The following is a 19907-nucleotide window of genomic DNA, read 5'->3' on the forward strand; positions in this document are numbered from 1 at the left end:
TATGCTTAGAATGATGCTCAACTCCAAAATACACCGTGCCACTGTGACAGAGGCTGACTTGAACTATGTCGGCAGCATTACCATCGACCAAAACATCCTGGATGAGGTGGGCATGCTGGCGAACGAAAAAGTCCATGTCGTCAATAACAATAACGGCGCGCGTTTTGAAACGTATATTATTGCCGGAGAACGCGGCAGCGGCGTCATCTGCGTCAATGGCGCAGCAGCACGCCTCGTGCAGCGCGGCGATATCGTCATCATCCTCACTTACGGATATGTCATGGACGAACAGGCGCGCAGCCACAAACCGACAGTCGCCATCATGGGCGAGAACAACGAAATCCGGGAAATCATCAATTATGAGCCTGAAGCAACTATTATGTAATCAAGCGATGGGAACAAGTGGACAAGCGGCCTCGGCTGATCGTCCGCTTGTTTTTTATTTCCAAGCAGTGAAAATTCCATAGAGCGATTTTCTGGTCTGGCGCACAGCGCAAAACAAGGGGATATGGTACAATTTTTAAAGAATGTATCACCTGAGAAAGAGGGTTTGCCATGAACACCCAAAGATACGTCGTTGTCGATATTGAAACAACGGGCCATTCCCCTGCAAAAGGTGACCGGATTATTCAAATAGCGATGGTAACGATTGAAAATGACATAATAATTGATACATATACGGAATTCATCCATCCCCAAAAGAAAATCCCTGTTTTTATCCAGGATTTGACGGGCATTTCAGATGCAGATGTTAAAGATGCACTCCCATTCGAGGCCCACGCAGCAAAAATCTTCAGTATGCTGGAGGATGCAGTGTTTGTCGCGCATAACACCAATTTCGACCTTCCTTTTCTGCAAGCGGAATTTCAGCGAAGCGGTTTGCCGAAATGGCATGGGCTGACAATGGACACAGTGGAAATGGTCCGTCTAATGTACCCGACGGCGTTCAGTTTTAAATTGCAGGATATTGCTTCGGTACTCGACATTCCGTTGGAGAACGCGCACCGGGCGGATGATGACGCGGTGGCCACTGCGCATCTGTTCCTGAAAGCAAAACGGGATTTAAGCCTGTTGCCTTATGAAACATTGGCATTGCTCCATAAACGGTCGTTCCAATTGAAATCAGATCTTTCCAGGCTGTTTTTCGAACTGACGCAGAAAAAGCGCAGTGAACAGCAAGTGCAGTGTGAATATTTCCAAGGGATCCCGCTTAAGCATCGGCGCGGTATGCAAGAAGAAGAGCTTTATTATCAGCCGGCACATGATTGGGAAAAATCGCTTGAAAAAGCCTTTCCGAAATTTGAAAGACGCCAGAGCCAATTCGATATGATGGATTCGATTGAGTCAGCGCTGACAAATAAAGAGGAGAGAGTGATCGAAGCTTCCACCGGCATGGGAAAAACAATTGGCTACCTGCTGCCGGCTGTGAATTACGCGATTGAAACCGGTGAACAGGTGCTTGTGAGCACATATACAACCCATCTGCAGGATCAGCTCGTTCAAAAAGATGGCGAAATTGTCAGCAGCTTAGTCGGCGCGCCAATAAGAATTTCATTGATCAAAGGACTGGGGCATTACATAGATTTGCCGAGATTTGCCGAATTGGTGCACGGGCAGGATGAATCTTATGACGAGTCGTTTACAATCATGCAAGTGCTGATCTGGCTGAATTTGACGGATACGGGCGATTTGAACGAACTGAATGCATCAAGCGGCGGACAATTCGTGCTGGATAAAATACGGCGTTCACATTTAAGGAGATTGGCGAGGGATGAAAGGCGCTATGATTTTTATGAATATGCGCTTGAAAAATCCAAAAAAGCACAAGTCATCGTCACGAACCATTCGTTTTTATTGAATCAGCGGATGCCGCATCAAAGCATTCTCGCGAATGTTGGCGCGTATATTTGGGACGAGGCGCATCAAGTGGTCCAAGCGGCGATATCACAGCACGAAAAAACATTCGTTTACACGCAATGGAAATATATCTTCGGCCAATTGGGCACGTTTGAAGACCAGCAATTGTTTTACAGGCTCTACCAAACAGCGGAAAGAAGCGGATTCTCGACAGTGCCCGAATTGCTGAAGCTTGAATCGCTGTTCCTGAAATTTACCGCGTTGTTCGACGAAACCACAAACGGGTTAAGTGCAGCATTCTATGCGAAATTCCAAGGCAGCCGCCACAAGAAATGTTCGACACTGCTGAGTGAATTGAGCTATGACAGGCAGCGGTTTATGGAACTTCTTGGATTTCTCAATGATTGGATTGATATGTCGCAGCTTATTCTGCAAAAAGCGGAACGGCTGACAGAAACGACTATAGAGGATAAATTGGTCATTTCGGATTGGCGTTACTGGACAGAGGAATTGATGGTCAAGGCAGTCGAGTTTGGTGAAATTTTCGTCTTTCCATTGGAAGATGAAGTCAGCTGGTTGGAAGCGGATTTGCGAAGCTTGCCGACGAGCTTGTCATTTTACAAGCGTCCATTTGAAGTGACATCGATTGTCCAACGGGTGGCATCGCCTGTACGTGGAAAAAAATCGCTGATATGGTTGTCGGGTACGATGAGTGTGCCTTCGAATGAACGATTTATCGTCAATCAGCTCGGCATTCCGAATACCGTGCCGATTACCAAGTTCAGACCGCCGGAAGAATTCTATCAAGGTGCCCGGGTATTCATTGTTGATGATATGCCCGAAATCCAGCATGTGTCGCAAAGTGAATACATCGAATCAGTAGCAGATGCCGTCATCCAGACGGTACTGGTAACAGAAGGGCGATGCTTCGTGCTGTTCACGTCACAGGATATGCTCCGCAAGACGGTGGATTTGATACAGGATACCGGGCTGCTTGATGGCTATATGCTATTTGCCCAGGGCATGACATCGGGCAGCCGCATGAAACTGCTGAAATCGTTCCAGCGTTTCCAGAAGTCTGTGCTGTTCGGCACGAACAGCTTTTGGGAAGGGGTCGATGTTCCCGGAGATGCGCTGCGTGCAGTCGTGGTCGTGCGTTTGCCGTTCACTTCACCGGATGAACCGATTTTCAAAGCGAAATCAGAAGCGATTTCCAAAGAAGGCATCAATCCCTTTTTGTATTACGCTTTGCCAGAGGCAGTGCTCAGGCTGCGGCAAGGATTCGGCCGTCTCATCCGATCGAAAGAAGATCAGGGATTGTTCATCGTCCTGGACCGCCGGATCGAAACAAAGTCATATGGTGTCGAATTCCTGAATGCGCTGCCGCGCGTTAAGGTCTCAAAAGTGTCATTGGAAAAGATGGTAACGGATATTGAACATTGGTATAATAAGCAATGATATAAAATGGAACCACATATACAGAAGGGAAGATCGCTCTAATGGAATCGAAAATCGAAGTGCTGTCCACCGTGACAGTCAATTACCAAGCAGATTTGTATAAAGTCGTTGATGCATTGAACCGCACCTTAAAACACGATAATTTAATGTTCGGGTTGGCCCTGGACAAAGAAGATCCAGAAAAAGCGATTTTTACAATCTATAAGACATAGGTGAGAAAATGAAACAATGGATCATATTTATACTTGGATTTCTGTCTTTTCTGGCAGTTGCTTTGATGATCGTCGTCATGGTGGCAGGCAATAAGCCGTTCACGGAAGTGGAGCAGCAGGCAATTGACCGTGTGAAAAACGAGGAACTGCTGGCGGAAGTAAAACAGGCATATGTCTATGCCAATAAACATACAGCTGTGACGGTGATCGGAACGGATGCAGAAGGCAAACTGAAAGCGGTCTTCGTGCCTGCAGGCGAAGGCGAAATGCGTGAACTGATGATGGAAAATGCCATTGCCGCAAAACAGGCGCGCGAAGTAGCGCTGGGTGGAATGGATGCCAAAAAAGTCCTCCATACCAAATTAGGGCTTGAAAAAGACGGCCCTGTCTGGGAAGTTGTTTTTATCAATGAAAAAGACCAGCTGAATTATGTTTACATCCTAGCGGCTGACGGCTCGAAATGGAAACAAATCCTGAACATGTGAAAGGGTTGGAGAAATTGATTAAATTAGCAGAGCGTGTACAAACTTTAACACCGTCCACTACTTTAGCGATCACAGCAAAAGCGAATGAATTAAAAGCGCAAGGTGTGGACATCATCGGCCTGGGTGCTGGTGAACCGGATTACAATACGCCTGAAAACATCATTGAAGCAGCTTACCGTTCGATGAAAGAAGGCAAGACGAAATATACGCCTGCGGGCGGTCTTCCAGCTTTAAAAGAAGCAATCATCAACAAATTGGAGCGCGACCAAGGGTTGGCGTATAAGCCGAACGAAATCATGGTCGGAATTGGTGCTAAGCATGTCTTATATACCTTGTTCCAGGTGCTGCTGAATGAAGGCGATGAAGTGATCATTCCGATCCCTTATTGGGTAAGCTATCCGGAGCAAGTGAAATTGGCAGAAGGTGTTCCGGTATACATAGAAGCGACTGCCGGCCAGCAATACAAAATAACGCCTCAGCAATTGAAAGAAGCCATCACGGAGCGGACGAAAGCAGTCATCATCAACTCGCCAAGCAATCCGACAGGCATGATTTACTCGAAAGAAGAACTTCAGGAATTGGCGGAAGTATGCCGCGAGAAGGACATTCTGATTGTTTCTGATGAAATTTACGAAAAATTGATTTACGGCGACACCGTCCACACATCAATCGCTGAGCTTTCAGAAGACGCGAAAAACCGTACGATCATCATCAACGGCGTTTCTAAATCGCATTCGATGACAGGTTGGAGAATCGGCTACGCAGCCGGCGATTCAGCATTAATCAAAGCGATGACGGATTTGGCGAGCCATTCGACGTCCAATCCGACAACGACTTCCCAATACGCGGCGATTGAGGCGTATAATGGAACACAAGATGCGGTCGAGGAAATGCGCCAGGCTTTCGAAAGCCGTTTGGAAACGATTTTCCCGAAAGTCGAAGCCATTCCCGGCTTCACTGTGATCCGTCCGCAAGGCGCATTTTATTTGCTGCCGGATGTCGCGGAAGCAGCGAAAAAAACCGGCTATTCATCCGTTGACGAATTTGTCGAAGGGCTATTGACTGAAGCGAACGTTGCTGTCATACCAGGTTCCGGATTTGGGGCGCCATCGACGATCCGCTTATCGTACGCAACTTCTCTTGAAGCATTGACGGAAGCGGTGGAACGCATCCATAATTTCGTAACATCTAAATGGAAAGACTGAGTGGAATATAATTTCTGGAGGCTATGATGAAAAAGATTACAATTGCTGAAATGGCAAAATACAACGGACAGACAATTAAATTAGGGGCTTGGGTATCAAACAAGCGCTCAAGCGGAAAAATCGCATTCTTGCAATTGCGCGACGGATCTGGCTTTGTACAAGCGGTCGTCGTCAAAGCGGAAGTTGGGGATGAGCTATTCGCAGCTGCGAAATCGCTGACCCAGGAGACTTCTTTATATGTAACAGGCGAAGTGAAAGAAGACTCACGTTCTTCATTCGGCTACGAGCTTGCCGTCAGCGGCATCGAAGTGATCAATGAAGCAGTCGATTTCCCGATTACCCCGAAAGAACACGGTACGGAATTCTTGATGGATAACCGCCACCTATGGCTGCGTTCACGCAAGCAGCACGCAATCATGAAAATCCGAAACGAAATCATCCGTGCGACGTATGAATTTTTCAACGACAACGGCTTTGTCAAAGTAGACCCGCCAATTTTGACGGGTTCCGCGCCGGAAGGCACTTCTGAACTGTTTGCAACGAAGTATTTCGATGAAGATGCTTATTTGTCACAATCCGGCCAGCTTTATATGGAAGCAGCTGCAATGGCGCTTGGAAAAGTTTTCTCTTTCGGGCCGACATTCCGTGCTGAAAAATCCAAAACGCGCCGCCACTTGATCGAATTTTGGATGATTGAACCGGAAATGGCTTTTGTGGAACATGCAGAAAGCTTGGAAGTCCAAGAACAATTTGTAGCGCATCTTGTTCAATCGGTATTGAAAAACTGCCAATTGGAATTGGAGCGTCTGGGCCGCGACACGACGAAACTTGAAAAAATAAAAGCGCCATTCCCGCGCGTATCGTATGATGATGCGATCAAATGGTTGAATGACAATGGTTTTGATGACATCAAATGGGGCGAAGACTTCGGTGCGCCGCATGAAACAGCGATTGCTGAAAACTACGATATGCCAGTATTCATCACCAATTACCCGATCGGCATCAAGCCGTTCTATATGCAGCCGCATCCGGAACGCGACGACGTTGTGCTTTGCGCAGACTTGATCGCACCAGAAGGCTACGGCGAAATTATCGGCGGATCTGAACGGATCTACGATTATGATCTGATGAAACAGCGCATCGCTGAACATGGTTTAGACGAAAAAGCCTACGCTTGGTATTTGGATCTCAGCAAATATGGCGCAGTGCCGCATTCAGGCTTCGGCTTGGGATTGGAGCGCACTGTCGCTTGGATCAGCGGAGCGGAACACGTCCGTGAATCCATCCCATTCCCACGCTTGTTGAACCGTCTATACCCTTAATTGTTGAACAGGACATTGGAATACAGAATAGAAAGGTGGTTGGGATATGAAACAGCCGAATCGATTGCACACCTGGATCGAGCAGGGGAATGTTAACATTTCCCAGCTCTTTTTTCAGTTTTATAAAGAGTTGAAGATAACCGATGAAGAAGCGATGCTGATTATGCACATCCATGCATACCAACAGGCGGGAAATCCGTTTCCGACGCCTGATGAAGTAGGAGCACGCATGATGGCCACACAGACAACTGTAACAACCATGCTGCAGAAATTGATGCAGCAAGGGTTTCTCGCAATCGAACAGGAACCTGGAGAAGATGTGAAGACAGAGCGCATTTCCTTGCTGCCGCTTTGGGATCGCCTCCTGGATTGTGTGTATAAAGAGAAGCAAGCCGAACAGGAATCGTCCCAGAAAGAGCTTGAAGGAGAGATTTTCCAGCTCTTTGAACAAGAATTCGGCAGGTTTTTATCTCCGATGGAAATAGAGACGATTTCCATGTGGATGGACCAGGACGGCCATACGCCAGCCATTATCCGCATGGCTTTGAAAGAGGCTGTCATTTCCCAAAAAATCAGTTTGCGCTATGTGGACCGTATTTTGTTTGAATGGAAAAAGAAGAACATCAAAACGACGAACGAAGTTTCGAAGCACGCCAGTTCTTTCAGAGAGAAAAATATCCAACTTCAGCCTGCAGCTTCAAATACGAAAAAAGTGCAGTTTTACAATTGGCTCGAGGACCGGAATTAGAAGGTGATCTTATGATGTCGAAGAAAGAATGGTTATCTTGTTTGGAAGAAATGGATGAAATGTTTCCAGATGCTCATTGTGAACTGATTCACCGGAATCCGTTTGACCTGCTGATCGCGACCTTGCTGTCCGCCCAGTGCACGGATAAATTGGTCAATAGAGTAACGGAAACACTTTTCCAAAAGTATGCCACACCTGAAGATTATGTTTCTGTAACGCTCGAAGAACTTCAAGATGATATCCGTTCCATCGGATTGTTTCGCAATAAAGCGAAAAATATTCAAGCTCTAAGCCGGATTCTAATTGATGAGTACGGCAGCACTGTCCCGGCAGACCGTGATTTATTGACGACATTGCCAGGGGTCGGCCGAAAAACGGCGAATGTCGTCGTATCGGTGGCGTTCGGCATTCCCGCTCTAGCCGTGGATACGCATGTGGAACGCGTTGCTAAAAGGCTTGGACTGAACCGGTGGAAAGACAATCCGTTGCAAGTGGAAGAGACAATCATGAAAAAAACACCGGCGGAAGATTGGTCGAAGACCCATCATCAAATCATTTTTTTCGGACGCTATCATTGCAAAGCCCAGAATCCGGGATGCCACATTTGCCCATTATTCGATCGTTGCAGAGAAGGCAAGAAACGTGATAAAAAAGGGCTGGTTAAACATGAAGCAGTCACAAAAATTAACTAAAGAAACGATTGACCCTTATTTTGTCCAGTGGCAGCGGTTAAGTACGGAATTGCTGTACGTCCATCAGCAGCGCAGCAAAAGCGCTGACGAGCTGATGGCACAAGGAATCCTGCTCTTTGCAGCGTTGCTGGAAGAATGCGGAGGGGAACTGGCGCCTTTGAATTGCGGGGAGCGGTTAAGCTTTGTCAAAGCAAAACCGGCTCAATTCGCCGCTTTCCGACAGCTCGATGAATTGTTTAGGGAAATGAATAAAAAGATTTCTTCAAAGCGGATCCAGTTGAATAAAAATGCCCATTAAAAATCCCCCCGACGCCTAAAGCGTTGGGGGGATTTTATGGTTTATGGACGATCATCACCGTTTCCATTGCCATTGTTCTCGTTGTTGTTTCCGTTATCATTGTTGTTGCTGTTGTCATTTTCGTTTTGGCCTTCTCCAGCATTGGCAGGGTCAACGGAAGCGGGATTGGCTTCGGTTTCATCTTCGCCGCCATCTTCAGGCGGAGCTTCTTCGCCTTCATCCGCTGGTTCTTCCTCAGCAGGAGGTTGTTCCTCGGCCGGAGGTTCTTCTTCAGCAGGAGGCTCTTCTTCAGCCGGTTCTTCCTCGGCTGGAGGTTCTTCCTCAGCAGGAGGCTCTTCTTCAGCCGGTTCTTCCTCGGTCGGAGGTTCTTCTTCAACAGGAGGCTCTTCTTCTACTGGTTCTTCAGGTTCTTCCACAGGCTCTTCTGGACGGGCAGCAACTTCGACGGACACAGAAGCAGAGTCGCTTCGCTGGTCATCAGTGACTGCCGCAACCCGGAAGGTATACGTTTTGCCTTCTTCAAGACCGCTGAACGTATAGCCCTGTTCGTCTGTAGTTGTCAAGACCGAACGAGATCCGTCAACTTCAACAGATACTTCGAAAGCTACATTGCCTGCATCACCATAGTTCCAAGAGAGATTAACATTTTCGCCATCTACATTTGCTCTCAAGCCTGATGGGGCGTTAAGGTCTTCCTGAACGTAGCGTTCTGAAACTTGGTTCGGCTCCGTGCCTTTTGCGAACAACTCTGTGCTGCGCAAGCTATACGGTGTGTATGCGCTCGCCAGTTGAAGAGGGGATGTACCTTCTTCAACTTGGAGTTCTACAACCGAATCAGGCTGGGTGAACGTTCCGCTTTCGCTTGTTGAAATCTCGGACATGACTGTTTTGAAAAGGCGCTGGGACAATAACCGTTCATCAGAGTCAGTGTCGACGCCGACTGCGCGCGTCGGGTAGCCGCTCCATACGGAGATTGAATATTCCGGAGTATAGCCGGCAAACCAGATATCCGGTGCGGATGATGCATCTAGACCATATTTGTCCAGTTCATCTTCAGTGTAATTGGATGTACCGGTTTTGCCAGCCAGATCCAAGCCGCTGATGGATGCTTCTTTGCCTGTCGAACCGCGCAGGTCAGTATCGACCACGTCGCGCAGCATGTCAGTGACCATATAAGCTGTACTGTCTTTCATTGCTTGTACCGGTTCTGGCTTGACGATCTGTTCAGTCGAGCCATCGCGGAAAACGATTTTGGTGATCGTATGCGGTGCTGTATAAGAGCCATTATTGCCGAATGCCGCAAAAGCACCAGCCATTTCGACAGTGGAGATATTATCCGTACCTAACGCTGTTGATTCGTAGACATTTTCTATTTCAAGCCCTAATTTCTTTGTAAAGTCTGCAGCATTTTCTGCTCCGACTTCTTCCAAAGTCTTTACTGCCGGGATATTGCGTGAGCGGTATAATGCTTCTCTGATCGACATCGTGCCGAGAAACTCGCCGTCAACGTTGCGGATTTCCTGGCCGCTTTCATAGGAAAGGGGTTCATCCACGACTGTTTCGCCTGTCGACCAGTCAAGGTACTCGATTGCAGGACCATAATCGATCAGCGGCTTGATCGTGGAGCCGATGTTGCGGTCTTTGGCTGTCGCGCGATTGATGCGGACATCACCGCTGTAATCGCGGCCGGCTCCGACAGCACGGATGCCGCCGGTTTTGGTGTCGACGACTGTCATTGCAGATTGAACTTCCTCATCGAAGAACAAATCGGATGCCATCGCATTGTTGACCACTTTTTGAGCATTTGGATCCAAGGTTGTATGAATTGTCAACCCTTCATCCATTGCGTAATCTCCATCAAGAGATTCAAGTTCGTTTTCCATCATTTCCATGAACGCCGTATATTCATTTGTTTCGACGACTTGTTTGCGCTGGTCTTCCGGCAGCAAGGAGTCTGTCGCGGAAGCCGCCTGGGCTTCTTCCTTTTCTGCAGTGGTGATTTTGCCGTGCTGCTCCATCAATTTCAATACGACGTTGCGGCGCGTTTCAGCGCGCTCCGGATTATTGAAAGGGTTGTAGCCGTTCGGGCTTTGCGGCATGCCTGCAAGCAATGCGGATTCGTGCAAGGCCAATTCGTTCAATGGCTTGCCATAGAAATGCTGAGAAGCGGTGCCGAAGCCGTAAATATTGCCAGACATCAAAATTTTGTTGAAATACATTTCAAAGATTTCTTCTTTTTCGTATTTCTGTTCAAGCTTGTATGCAAGGTATGCTTCCTGCGCTTTTCGCTTCAATGTCTTATCATTCGAAAGGAAGGAGTTTTTGATGACCTGCTGGGTGATGGTGCTGGCTCCTTGTGAACCGAAACCTCCGGTGATGTTGGCGATGACAGCACCGCCGAGGCGGATGACGTCAATCCCTGAATGGTCATAGAAGCGATTGTCTTCCGTCGCCAATATGGCGTCTTCCATCACTTTTGGAATATCTTCATATTCGATATATTCGCGGTTTTCTGCGGTCATATAGGGAATTTCCGTTTTGCCGTCAGCTGCCAGGATGGTCGGGCTGATCGGATCGCGGAGAAGTTCTTCATCAATTTCGGGGGCGCTGCTCGCGTAATAAGTAAAGAGGCCGATGCCGAATACGAGGCCGATTACGCCAATCAGCAGAAGGATCAGGAAAATTCGTTTAATCCAGCCTCCGCCTTTTGGTTTCTTGCTTTTCTGGTTGCTTTTCTTCTTCTGTTGTTCGATTGCTTTTCTGCGCTGTTCGCGCGAAACTGGTTTTTCACTCACAATCGGTCCCTCACTTTCAAATATGCTTCGTTAAAATTGTTTGAGGACAGGCAGGTAGTCAATGCGCGGAAATGCCCCCGGCACGACTTCGATTGCAATGTCTTCGATTTCTTGCAGCGCGATGGATTTTCGTCCGCCAGTCAACATGCGGTCCCAAAAAACTTCAAGCGCTTCAAAACGGATGATGAAATATCGCTGCAGCGCTGAAAAACGGATGATCATAAATGCCAGCCCCTGATGCTTGACGACCTGGGACATGTGATGGATTTGATGTTCGTGGATGTTTTTCAGCGGAAAGGAAGTTTTGTTTTCCGTTTCCTTTGCTTCAAAGTCGATGTATCGCCCATTCCACACCCCATTATAATCCGTGGTGGAAGGTGCCCGGAAATAGGCTTCCCGAATGACCGCGGCACTTCTTGAAGGGTATTCGACTTTGACGATTTGGACTGGAACCGGCTTTTTATGAATGACTGCAAGTCCTAAATGCAAGTAGTATTCATTGGTTTCATTTAATTCATCCTCTAAAGTTTTACCCCGATTACTGAAAGAGAAATCCTTTTTCTTCTTTTTCACCGGCTGTTCTTTAGCTGGGATAAATTTCTTGCCGTTAGGATAATTTATTGCCATTGTGATACACCTCGCTTATCTTATCATATCACACGGACTAAGACGACTTCCGGTATGAAAGGTTCCAAATAGGCTAGCCTAATAATAGCGGATTCCTGAGGCAAATCCAAATGAAAAGAATGCCTGTTCGATAAGTTAGTGAAGCTTTTGCTTATATGATAAACTAATGGCAATGGAGGGACGATAAATGACAGTTAAAGAACTCTCTTCCGCCTTATTTGACGAATGCGGAAAATGCCTGGACCGCTTTTACGCCATGCGCGAAAAAGACGCGGTACCGGATTTCTATAAAGATGTGAAACCATATGCAGATTACTGGCACGAGAAGATAAACGAATGGCAGCGGGAATCCTTGCTTTATATCCAGCAGGAGCGGCCAAAATATGCACATAAACCAACGATCGATACGGCTGCGGAAGGCATGGCGCAAGTTTTTGTACAAAGTTTCTATAAAGAGACAAGCAAAAAACGGTTTGTCCAAACCATCCAGGCGGCGCAATACACCTTGCAGACGCTGATGCTGGCCATCGACGAAATCGACGAAAAGGGCGAAGACAGATGATCAGAAAAAAGAAGCTACCTGAGCTGCTCGCTGAATGGAAAACAGAGCCGGACATGATGGAACGGATTGAACATTGGCATACGAAACCGGAAAAGCCGGCTGCTTATGCCGATTTTCCGCCGGCTATGCATGAAAGTTTAAAGGCGGCGCTGCGAAAAAAAGGGATTGAACAGCTTTATACGCATCAACGGCAGGCTTTCGATCTGGCAGTGGACGGCAAGTCATTTACGGCAGTGACGCCTACGGCATCCGGCAAATCGTATTGCTATCACTTGCCTGTGCTGCATAAAATCCTCAATGACCCGGGCGCGCGTGCGTTGTATTTGTTTCCCACAAAAGCGCTGGCGCAAGACCAGAAAAGCGATCTTCACGATTTGATCGAGAAAACGGAGAAAGATATCCTTTCCTATACCTATGACGGCGATACGTCACCGGCGATCCGTACGAAAGTGAGAAAAGCGGGACAAATCGTCATGACCAATCCGGATATGCTGCATTCGGCAATTCTGCCGCACCATACGAAATGGGTATCGCTTTTCGAGAACCTTCATTATATAGTTATCGACGAGCTCCATACGTACAAAGGTGTGTTCGGCACCCATGTGGCACATGTTATCCGCAGGCTGAAGCGCATCTGTGAATTTTATGGCAGCAACCCGGTGTTTATCTGTACCTCCGCGACAATCGCCAACCCCAAGGAACTTGCAGAGAGCCTGACAAATGAAGAGCATGTGCTGATCGACCAGAACGGGGCACCGTCCGGTAAAAAGCATATTGTCTTTTACAATCCGCCGATTGTCCATCCGACATTCGGTGTACGCAGAAGCGCGGTTCTTGAAGTGCGGGACCTCGCGACCCATTTGATCAAACAAGGGATCCAGACGATCGTTTTTGCGAAGAGCCGGGTGCGGGTGGAGATGCTTGTCACGTATTTGCAGGCCATCACGAAAACGAAGCTGCAGGATGAATCCATTAAAGGATACCGCGGCGGTTATTTGCCGACCGAACGCCGTGCCATTGAAAAGGGGCTGCGCGACGGTTCGATTCAATGTGTCGTGTCGACGAACGCACTTGAGCTTGGCGTTGATATCGGCCAGCTGCAGGCCTGCATCATGACCGGCTACCCTGGCAATATCGCCAGCGCTTGGCAACAGGCGGGCCGCGCCGGCAGAAGGCAAGATGAATCATTGGTCGTTTATGTGGCCCAATCCACCGCGCTCGATCAATACATCATCAACCATCCGGAGTACCTTTTGGATCAATCGCCTGAGGAAGCGCGCATCCACCCGGAAAATATCATCATCTTGATGGACCACTTGAAATGCGCGTCTTTTGAATTGCCTTTCTCGACAGACGATCAGTACGGGGAATTCGATGTCCAGGAGTTGCTGGAGTATTTGCAGGAAGAAGGGGTTCTGGTGCGCACAAGTGAACGGTGGCATTGGATGAGCGACCGATTCCCGGCGCATGACATCTCCCTGCGCTCCGCATCCCAGGAAAATGTCGTCATCATCGACCAATCGGTGCCGGCGAATACACGCGTCATCGGAGAGATGGATCGTTTCAGCGCCATGACGCTGTTGCACGAAGAAGCGATTTACCTGCATCAGGGTACTCAATTCCAAGTTGAGATCCTGGACTGGGAAGAAAAGAAAGCCTTCGTCACGGAAGTTGATGTGGATTATTTCACGGACGCCAATCTGGCGGTCGAATTGAAAGTGTTGAGCGAAGACAAGTCAAAGAAATTCCACGGATCGGATGTCCAATATGGGGATATCGCTGTTTTGGCGATGCCGACGATTTTCAAGAAAATCCGTTTCGATACACACGATAATATCGGTTCGGGGCCGATTACGCTGCCTGCTGAAGAGCTCCATACTTCATCGACCTGGCTAAGTTTTACAAAACCTGCGGAATTCAGCGATTCCGAGCTGTCGGATACAATGACCGGAGCGGCTTACGCCATCGAGTCATTCATCCCGATTTTTGTCCAATGCGACAGGAGGGATGTCCACGTCGTGCCGCAAGTGAAATCGCCGCATAATGACATGCCGTCCTTTTTTATCCATGATTCATACCCGGGCGGCATCGGCATCAGCGAGCGCATCTACGATTTGTGGCAGCCGCTGCTTGAAAAAGCGCAGCAGCACGTGGAAGAATGTCCGTGTTTTGATGGCTGTCCGTCATGCATTGGTGCACAGGATGCAGCTGTCAGCATGAAAAATCATGTAATCGACTTGTTGAACGAGCTTCGAAAAGAGGGGTGACCGTCCGATGTCGTTTGAAAATAAATTGATGCAGATGAAAGGCATGCTGAAAAAGCAGCCGACTAAAAAGCAAGCCAAACCAAGAACCATTGAACGGCCCGCCTTTGAAGAAGCATGGGCGGGCATTGGTCTGGAATTGATTGAAAACCGCTTCGGCTTTGTTTACGTGAAACGGATCCGTTACCCGCTCGATACGATTCATGGCAATGTTAGCCTGTCGGAGCTGGACCGGGTGCGGACTGCGTGGGAACAAGCGCCGTTTGAGCATCCGTTCAAATTGAAAAAAGAAGAACCCATCCTGTTTTTTGATACCGAAACGACGGGACTTAGCGGAACGGGCGCTTATATTTTCCTGATCGGCATCCTGGTGAAGAAAAGCGATCATTTTGAAATGACGCAATACATTATGCCCGATCCCTCTCATGAGGCTGCGTTTCTTTACGAAACCGGCTTGTGGCAGGACGATGAGCCGACCATTTTTTCCTATAACGGCAAAAGCTTTGATTGGCCGCAGCTGACGTCAAGGTGGACGATGCACCGGCAAACGCTGCCGAAGCTGCCGGTGCCGAAGCAGATTGATTTGTTCCATGGCACGAAACGCATTTGGAAAAATGAACTCGAGCGCATGAAGCTCAGCACGATCGAATCGGAAAAGCTGGGATTCGAGCGGGTCGGCGATGTCCCGGGCTTCCTCATTCCGGCGATTTATCTTGATGCAGTGAAGAGCGGCTATACGGATGGACTGGCTAAAGTGCTGTTTCATAACGAGCTCGACATTCTGTCGCTCGTTTCGCTGTATGTGCTGTCATCGGATCTGCTAATGGAGGATATGTTGTCAGAAACAAGCGGAGCTTATACCAATATCGGCAAATGGTATGCGGACTTGAAACAATACGACCAAAGTGCGGCTTATCTGGAACATGTTACACAAGAGCGTGGAAGCGGCGCCGCATTGGCGCGATTTTTCCTGGCCATCCAGAAAAAACGGAACGGTGACCACGCCGAAGCGGTAAAGCTTTTTAAAGAAGCGGCACCGCATCTCCGCGGGGCAGCAGAAGTCGAAGCTTGGGTCCACGCGTCAAAACTGTACGAACATCAGCTGCGCAATGTGGACCAGGCGATCATCATGGCCAATTTTGCAAAAGAGGCGAGCGAGCATACCCACGTGCGGAAATCGCTAGAGCAGGATATCCATAAACGGCTGATCCGTCTTCATGAAAAAAAACGAAAAAAAGAACTGCAACTTGATAAGAACTAGACACGCAAAACTTGCCTTATGCTATACTTAGCGTAAAGCAAGTTTTTATTTTGCAAAAACGTCAATATCTAGTTGCACGTTACGGAAGGACGATTAAAATGGACAATAAATTCACAGCGAAAGACATTTTGGAAAAAGACTTCAAAACGGGAATGCGCGGTTATAACCAGGATGAAGTGGACCATTTTTTAGATGATATCATCCAGGACTATGAAATCTTCAGCAAAAAAATCGAACAATTGCAAAACGAAAACAAGCGGCTTCGTGCTGAGATGGAAGATATGCCGAGAAAACAGGCAACTCCAGCTCCAGGAACAACCAATTTCGATATTTTGCGCCGTTTGTCCCATCTTGAAAACCACGTGTTTGGCAGCAAATTGAACAACAATTGATTGGGATTGAAAGTTTCGCTCTTATAGCGTATACTTGTTAAGCCATCTGAAATTCTGGCAATCGCTCCAGTTCAGTCTGGAGAGGAAAGTCCATGCTCACACGGCCCTGCAATGGACGTAGTGATCGCGCTCAGCGAAACAATAAGCTGAGGCAGCCGCATAGCGGTTGACGGCGGGTAGAACGCCTAAGTCTTCGGATATGGCCGAAATACCCTGAAGGTGCCACAGTGACGGAGCTGCATAAGAAATTATGCAGGTGGAACGAGGTAAACCCCGCGAGTGAGAAACCCAAATTATGGTAGGGGCACTTTTCCGATGGAATCCAACGGAGGAAGAGGCAAGCTAGGCTTGCAGATAGATGGTTGCCGTCCACTAGTACGAGGCGCAAGCTGTTTGAGTACGTGGAAACAAAACATGGCTTATAGAATTTCGTTTGGCTTTAAAATGCTTATTGAAGGCTCTCCTTGCGGGGAGCTTTTCTACTTATTATGGAATCGGATTGAACTTGGCCCCCTTCAAAAAGGCGGGGACAGGAAAAGGAGCTTATATGACTAAATTTAAATTATTAGCGACAGCTGCCATGGGCCTCGAGTCTATCGTAGCGGATGAATTAAAACAGCTTGGATACGAAACACAAACTGAAAACGGCAAAGTGTTTTTCGAAGGCGATGAGCGCGATATCGCTTTCACAAACCTTTGGCTGCGGACGGCAGACCGGGTGAAAATCATCGCAGGCGAATTCAGCGCGTATACATTCGATGAATTGTTTGAACAAACGAAAGCGTTGGATTGGGAAAAATTCCTGCCGGTCGATGCCAATTTTCCGGTACAGGGGAAATCAGTGAAATCAAAGCTATACAGTGTGCCGGATTGCCAGGCATTAGTCAAAAAAGCGATCGTTGAACGCTTGAAAAAAGCCTATCACCGGAACTCGTTCTTGGACGAATCGGGTGCCCGCTTTAAAATCGAAGTGTCAATCCTGAAAGACAAAGTCCAATTGTCGATCGACACAAGCGGAGCAGGCTTGCATAAGCGCGGCTACCGCTTGGATCAAGGGGAAGCACCGTTGAAAGAAACCTTAGCGGCAGCTTTGGTGAAACTATCCCGTTGGACGCCGGACCGGCCTTTTGTCGATCCGTTCTGTGGATCCGGGACGATTGCGATCGAAGCGGCAATGATCGGACAGAACATCGCGCCAGGCTATAACCGTGATTTCGACAGTGAAAATTGGCCGTGGATGACGCAGCAGATTTGGGACGATGTCCGAGAAGAAGCGGAAGAGCTTGCGAATTACGACCAGCCGCTGAACATTCTCGGCACCGATATCGACCACAAAATGATCAGAGTGGCTGAGGAAAATGCGCGTGAAGCCGGCTTTGCCGACATCATCAAATTCCAGCAGCGCCAAATAAAAGACTTTACGACGAATGAAGAAAACGGCGTCGTCATCGGCAATCCGCCATATGGCGAGCGGATCGGTGAAATTGAAGTGATTGAAGAAATGATCAAGGATATGGGCAACATCTTTGCGAAGCATCCGACCTGGTCGGTTTATATGCTGTCATCGATGGCCCGTTTTGAAACCTTATACGGCCAGCCGGCCACGAAAAAACGCAAACTGTTCAACGGCTTTATCCGCACGGACTTGTTCCAATTCTGGGGAGAACGCTCGAAAAACAAATGACATGAGAACGGAAGGGCCCCAGCCCTTCCGTTTCTCTGTGAGGAGAATTAGATGAGACAGCCATTACCATTTCCATTATCGAAAGATAAAACATTCTTTGAATCGCTGAACGACTGGATCGGGGATGTCTTTTACGACGAATTGCCGGAAAAAGGCTTTGATCTGCGAGATGAACAGATTTTCATGGCGTTCCAGATTGAGCAGGCGCTGAAAGACAAATCCGTCCTGTTCGCCGAAGCAGGCGTCGGGACCGGAAAAACATTGGCGTACCTTTTGCCAGCCATTGCCTACGCCCGCTATACCGGCAAGCCGGCATTGATTTCCTGTGCTGACGAAACTTTGATCGAACAGCTTGTCAAAAAAGGCGGCGATATCGACCGTTTGGACGCCATGTTCGATTTGAAATTGGATGTCCGCCTGGCCAAATCGCGGGACCAATATCTATGCCTGCAAAGGCTTGAAGGCGCACAAAAGCGCAGCGACGCCGATTTCCTGGATGACATTGAATTCAGTTTGCCGGAATTCGTCAACAAAACCTATTCGATGCAAAACACGTATCCGTACGGCGAACGTTCAAGCTATCCGGACGTCACCGATGACGAATGGCAGCAAGTCAATTACCATCCGATCCAAAATTGCACGGCATGCGAGCTGCGCAATAAATGCGGACAGACGATCCACCGCAACCATTACCGCGAAGCGACCGACCTTGTCATTTGTTCACACGATTTCCTGATGGAGCACATCTGGACGAAAGAAACCCGCATCCGCGAAGGCCAGACGCCTTTGTTGCCGGAAGTTTCGCAAATTGTTTTGGATGAAGGGCATTTATTGGAATTTGCTGCACAGCGCGCATTGACGTACGAAGTGCAGGAAATGACGCTGCTGAACGTCACTGAACGCGTCATGGTCGATGGCGTACGTGAAAAAACGCTCGGCCTGATTGAGCAAACCATTGATTTGCACAATGAATTTTTCCGCGTGCTGCGCGCAAATACGATTGCGTCGGACGAAGATCGCAAAGCGATCACCAAATCGGACGATTTGTTGATGCTCGGCCATAAGCTGATCAATAAAATCGATTCGCTCTTGGAAGAGTTCGTCTTTGAAGGTGAATTGTACACGATTCCGGAATACGATTTGAAAATTGCGGAAGAGTATTTTGACCTTTATACGTTCGCCATGAAACTTTTCATCGAAAAAGGCGATGCCGTAAATTGGCTCGAAGTGAAAGATGAAATCGAGACGCTTGTCATCATGCCGCGCTTGGTAACGGATATCTTGGAAGAGAAATTCTTCGACGGCAAAATGCCGATCATTTTTTCTTCTGCCACGCTTTCCATTCAAAAAGACTTTACTTATATCGCTGACAGCCTAGGCATCGACGATTTCCAATCGTTCTCGGTGCCATCGCCATTCGATTACGAAGAAGTCATGAAGATTTTCAAGCACGCGCTGCCGCAAGAACAGAAATTCAGCCGTGTCTACGATTTATTGTCGAGCGGAGACCAAACCTTGGTGTTGTTCAAATCAAAAATCGATATGGAGAACTTCAAGCAGTCACTGCCGCTTGCACATCCATACACGATTGAATTTGAAGGGGACCGGGAATTGTCGACCGTCGTCAAAGACTTCCAGGAAGGCAAATTCCAAGTGCTGTGTTCGTATCATCTTTGGGAAGGTTTGGACTTGCCGGGTGAAGCTTTGACGAAAGTCATCATTGTCGATCTGCCTTTGCCACCAAAAGATCCGGTTTTCGAAGCGAAACGCAAATTCAGCTTGAACCCACTTGAAGAAATCGATTTGCCGTTTATGCAGTTGCGCATTCAGCAAGGCATCGGCCGTTTGATCCGCACATCACGTGATTACGGAGAAATTCACCTTTTATTGAACGAAGAAGAATTGGTGATAGAACATCTATGGGATAAAGTTTTGCCGGTAGCCGCAAATAATTTCCTATAGGCCTTTCGGTTTATGATACACTGATGTTTCAATGCTGATATTGGAGGGATTTTTGTGGATTTACAGCAATCATATAAAGAGCA

General features: G+C 47.9%; 17 protein-coding genes and 1 other RNA gene. 16 read left to right on the forward strand and 2 right to left on the reverse strand.

Annotation, left to right across the window (positions count from 1 at the left end):
• Nucleotide 1: 1 nt before the first annotated feature.
• The 9 genes from panD to QMA09_RS11990 all read left to right on the forward strand — a co-directional run bounded on the left by panD (nucleotide 2) and on the right by QMA09_RS11990 (nucleotide 8277).
• Nucleotides 2-385: an aspartate 1-decarboxylase gene (gene panD / locus QMA09_RS11950; RefSeq protein WP_135505435.1), complete on the forward strand. Its 384-nt coding sequence runs from the start codon at nucleotides 2-4 to the stop codon at nucleotides 383-385.
• A 170-nt stretch (nucleotides 386-555) separates the two neighbouring features.
• Complete coding sequence (dinG, locus tag QMA09_RS11955) at nucleotides 556-3315, forward strand: ATP-dependent DNA helicase DinG (RefSeq protein ID WP_290213283.1); 2760 nt, start codon at nucleotides 556-558, stop codon at nucleotides 3313-3315.
• 41 nt (nucleotides 3316-3356) lie between these two features.
• Nucleotides 3357-3527 (forward strand): YpmA family protein, encoded by a 171-nt coding sequence (locus QMA09_RS11960; RefSeq protein ID WP_135505439.1) that lies wholly within the window; start codon nucleotides 3357-3359, stop codon nucleotides 3525-3527.
• Between the two features lie 8 nt (nucleotides 3528-3535).
• Nucleotides 3536-4012: a cell wall elongation regulator TseB-like domain-containing protein gene (locus QMA09_RS11965; RefSeq protein ID WP_290213284.1), complete on the forward strand. Its 477-nt coding sequence runs from the start codon at nucleotides 3536-3538 to the stop codon at nucleotides 4010-4012.
• Nucleotides 3988-5217 (forward strand): pyridoxal phosphate-dependent aminotransferase, encoded by a 1230-nt coding sequence (locus QMA09_RS11970; protein ID WP_483313555.1) that lies wholly within the window; start codon nucleotides 3988-3990, stop codon nucleotides 5215-5217. The genes QMA09_RS11965 and QMA09_RS11970 overlap by 25 nt, the downstream gene beginning before the upstream one ends.
• A gap of 26 nt (nucleotides 5218-5243) precedes the next feature.
• Nucleotides 5244-6539 carry an asparagine--tRNA ligase gene (gene asnS / locus QMA09_RS11975; RefSeq protein ID WP_135505445.1) on the forward strand — a complete coding sequence of 432 codons (1296 nt, stop codon included), beginning with the start codon at nucleotides 5244-5246 and terminating at the stop codon, nucleotides 6537-6539.
• Between the two features lie 46 nt (nucleotides 6540-6585).
• Nucleotides 6586-7287 carry a DnaD domain-containing protein gene (locus tag QMA09_RS11980; RefSeq protein WP_290213285.1) on the forward strand — a complete coding sequence of 234 codons (702 nt, stop codon included), beginning with the start codon at nucleotides 6586-6588 and terminating at the stop codon, nucleotides 7285-7287.
• A gap of 11 nt (nucleotides 7288-7298) precedes the next feature.
• A complete protein-coding gene (nth, locus tag QMA09_RS11985) occupies nucleotides 7299-7979 on the forward strand; it encodes an endonuclease III (RefSeq protein WP_290213286.1) in 681 nt (226 codons plus the stop codon).
• Nucleotides 7954-8277 carry a YpoC family protein gene (locus QMA09_RS11990; protein ID WP_290213287.1) on the forward strand — a complete coding sequence of 108 codons (324 nt, stop codon included), beginning with the start codon at nucleotides 7954-7956 and terminating at the stop codon, nucleotides 8275-8277. Before nth ends, QMA09_RS11990 begins: the two co-directional genes overlap by 26 nt.
• Nucleotides 8278-8318: 41 nt before the next feature.
• On the opposite strand, the gene QMA09_RS11995 is transcribed toward QMA09_RS11990, so the two are convergent.
• Nucleotides 8319-11072 (reverse strand): PBP1A family penicillin-binding protein, encoded by a 2754-nt coding sequence (locus QMA09_RS11995; RefSeq protein ID WP_290213288.1) that lies wholly within the window; start codon nucleotides 11070-11072, stop codon nucleotides 8319-8321.
• A 30-nt stretch (nucleotides 11073-11102) separates the two neighbouring features.
• Nucleotides 11103-11699, reverse strand: coding sequence for a Holliday junction resolvase RecU (recU, locus tag QMA09_RS12000; RefSeq protein WP_135505465.1), 597 nt, complete (start codon nucleotides 11697-11699; stop codon nucleotides 11103-11105).
• Between the two features lie 187 nt (nucleotides 11700-11886).
• Between recU and QMA09_RS12005 the strand changes: the two genes are divergently transcribed.
• The 7 genes from QMA09_RS12005 (at nucleotide 11887) to QMA09_RS12035 (ending at nucleotide 19824) form a co-directional block, all read left to right on the forward strand.
• Entirely contained in the window at nucleotides 11887-12261 is a 375-nt protein-coding gene (locus QMA09_RS12005; protein ID WP_135505468.1) for a YppE family protein, read from the forward strand.
• The gene (locus tag QMA09_RS12010) at nucleotides 12258-14528 is read left to right on the forward strand and encodes a DEAD/DEAH box helicase (protein ID WP_290213289.1); all 2271 of its coding nucleotides are present in this window, start codon (nucleotides 12258-12260) and stop codon (nucleotides 14526-14528) included. Before QMA09_RS12005 ends, QMA09_RS12010 begins: the two co-directional genes overlap by 4 nt.
• A 7-nt stretch (nucleotides 14529-14535) precedes the next feature.
• Nucleotides 14536-15786 carry a ribonuclease H-like domain-containing protein gene (locus QMA09_RS12015; RefSeq protein WP_290213290.1) on the forward strand — a complete coding sequence of 417 codons (1251 nt, stop codon included), beginning with the start codon at nucleotides 14536-14538 and terminating at the stop codon, nucleotides 15784-15786.
• A gap of 98 nt (nucleotides 15787-15884) precedes the next feature.
• Complete coding sequence (gene gpsB / locus QMA09_RS12020; protein WP_183736391.1) at nucleotides 15885-16178, forward strand: cell division regulator GpsB; 294 nt, start codon at nucleotides 15885-15887, stop codon at nucleotides 16176-16178.
• 49 nt (nucleotides 16179-16227) lie between these two features.
• Nucleotides 16228-16605, forward strand: an RNA gene (rnpB, locus tag QMA09_RS12025) — RNase P RNA component class B.
• Between the two features lie 120 nt (nucleotides 16606-16725).
• Complete coding sequence (locus tag QMA09_RS12030) at nucleotides 16726-17862, forward strand: THUMP domain-containing class I SAM-dependent RNA methyltransferase (protein ID WP_290213291.1); 1137 nt, start codon at nucleotides 16726-16728, stop codon at nucleotides 17860-17862.
• 51 nt (nucleotides 17863-17913) lie between these two features.
• Entirely contained in the window at nucleotides 17914-19824 is a 1911-nt protein-coding gene (locus QMA09_RS12035; RefSeq protein ID WP_290213292.1) for an ATP-dependent DNA helicase, read from the forward strand.
• Nucleotides 19825-19907: the final 83 nt, after the last annotated feature.

The sequence above is a fragment of the Planococcus sp. APC 3906 genome (assembly GCF_030407685.1).
GTDB lineage: Bacteria > Bacillota > Bacilli > Bacillales_A > Planococcaceae > Planococcus > Planococcus koreensis.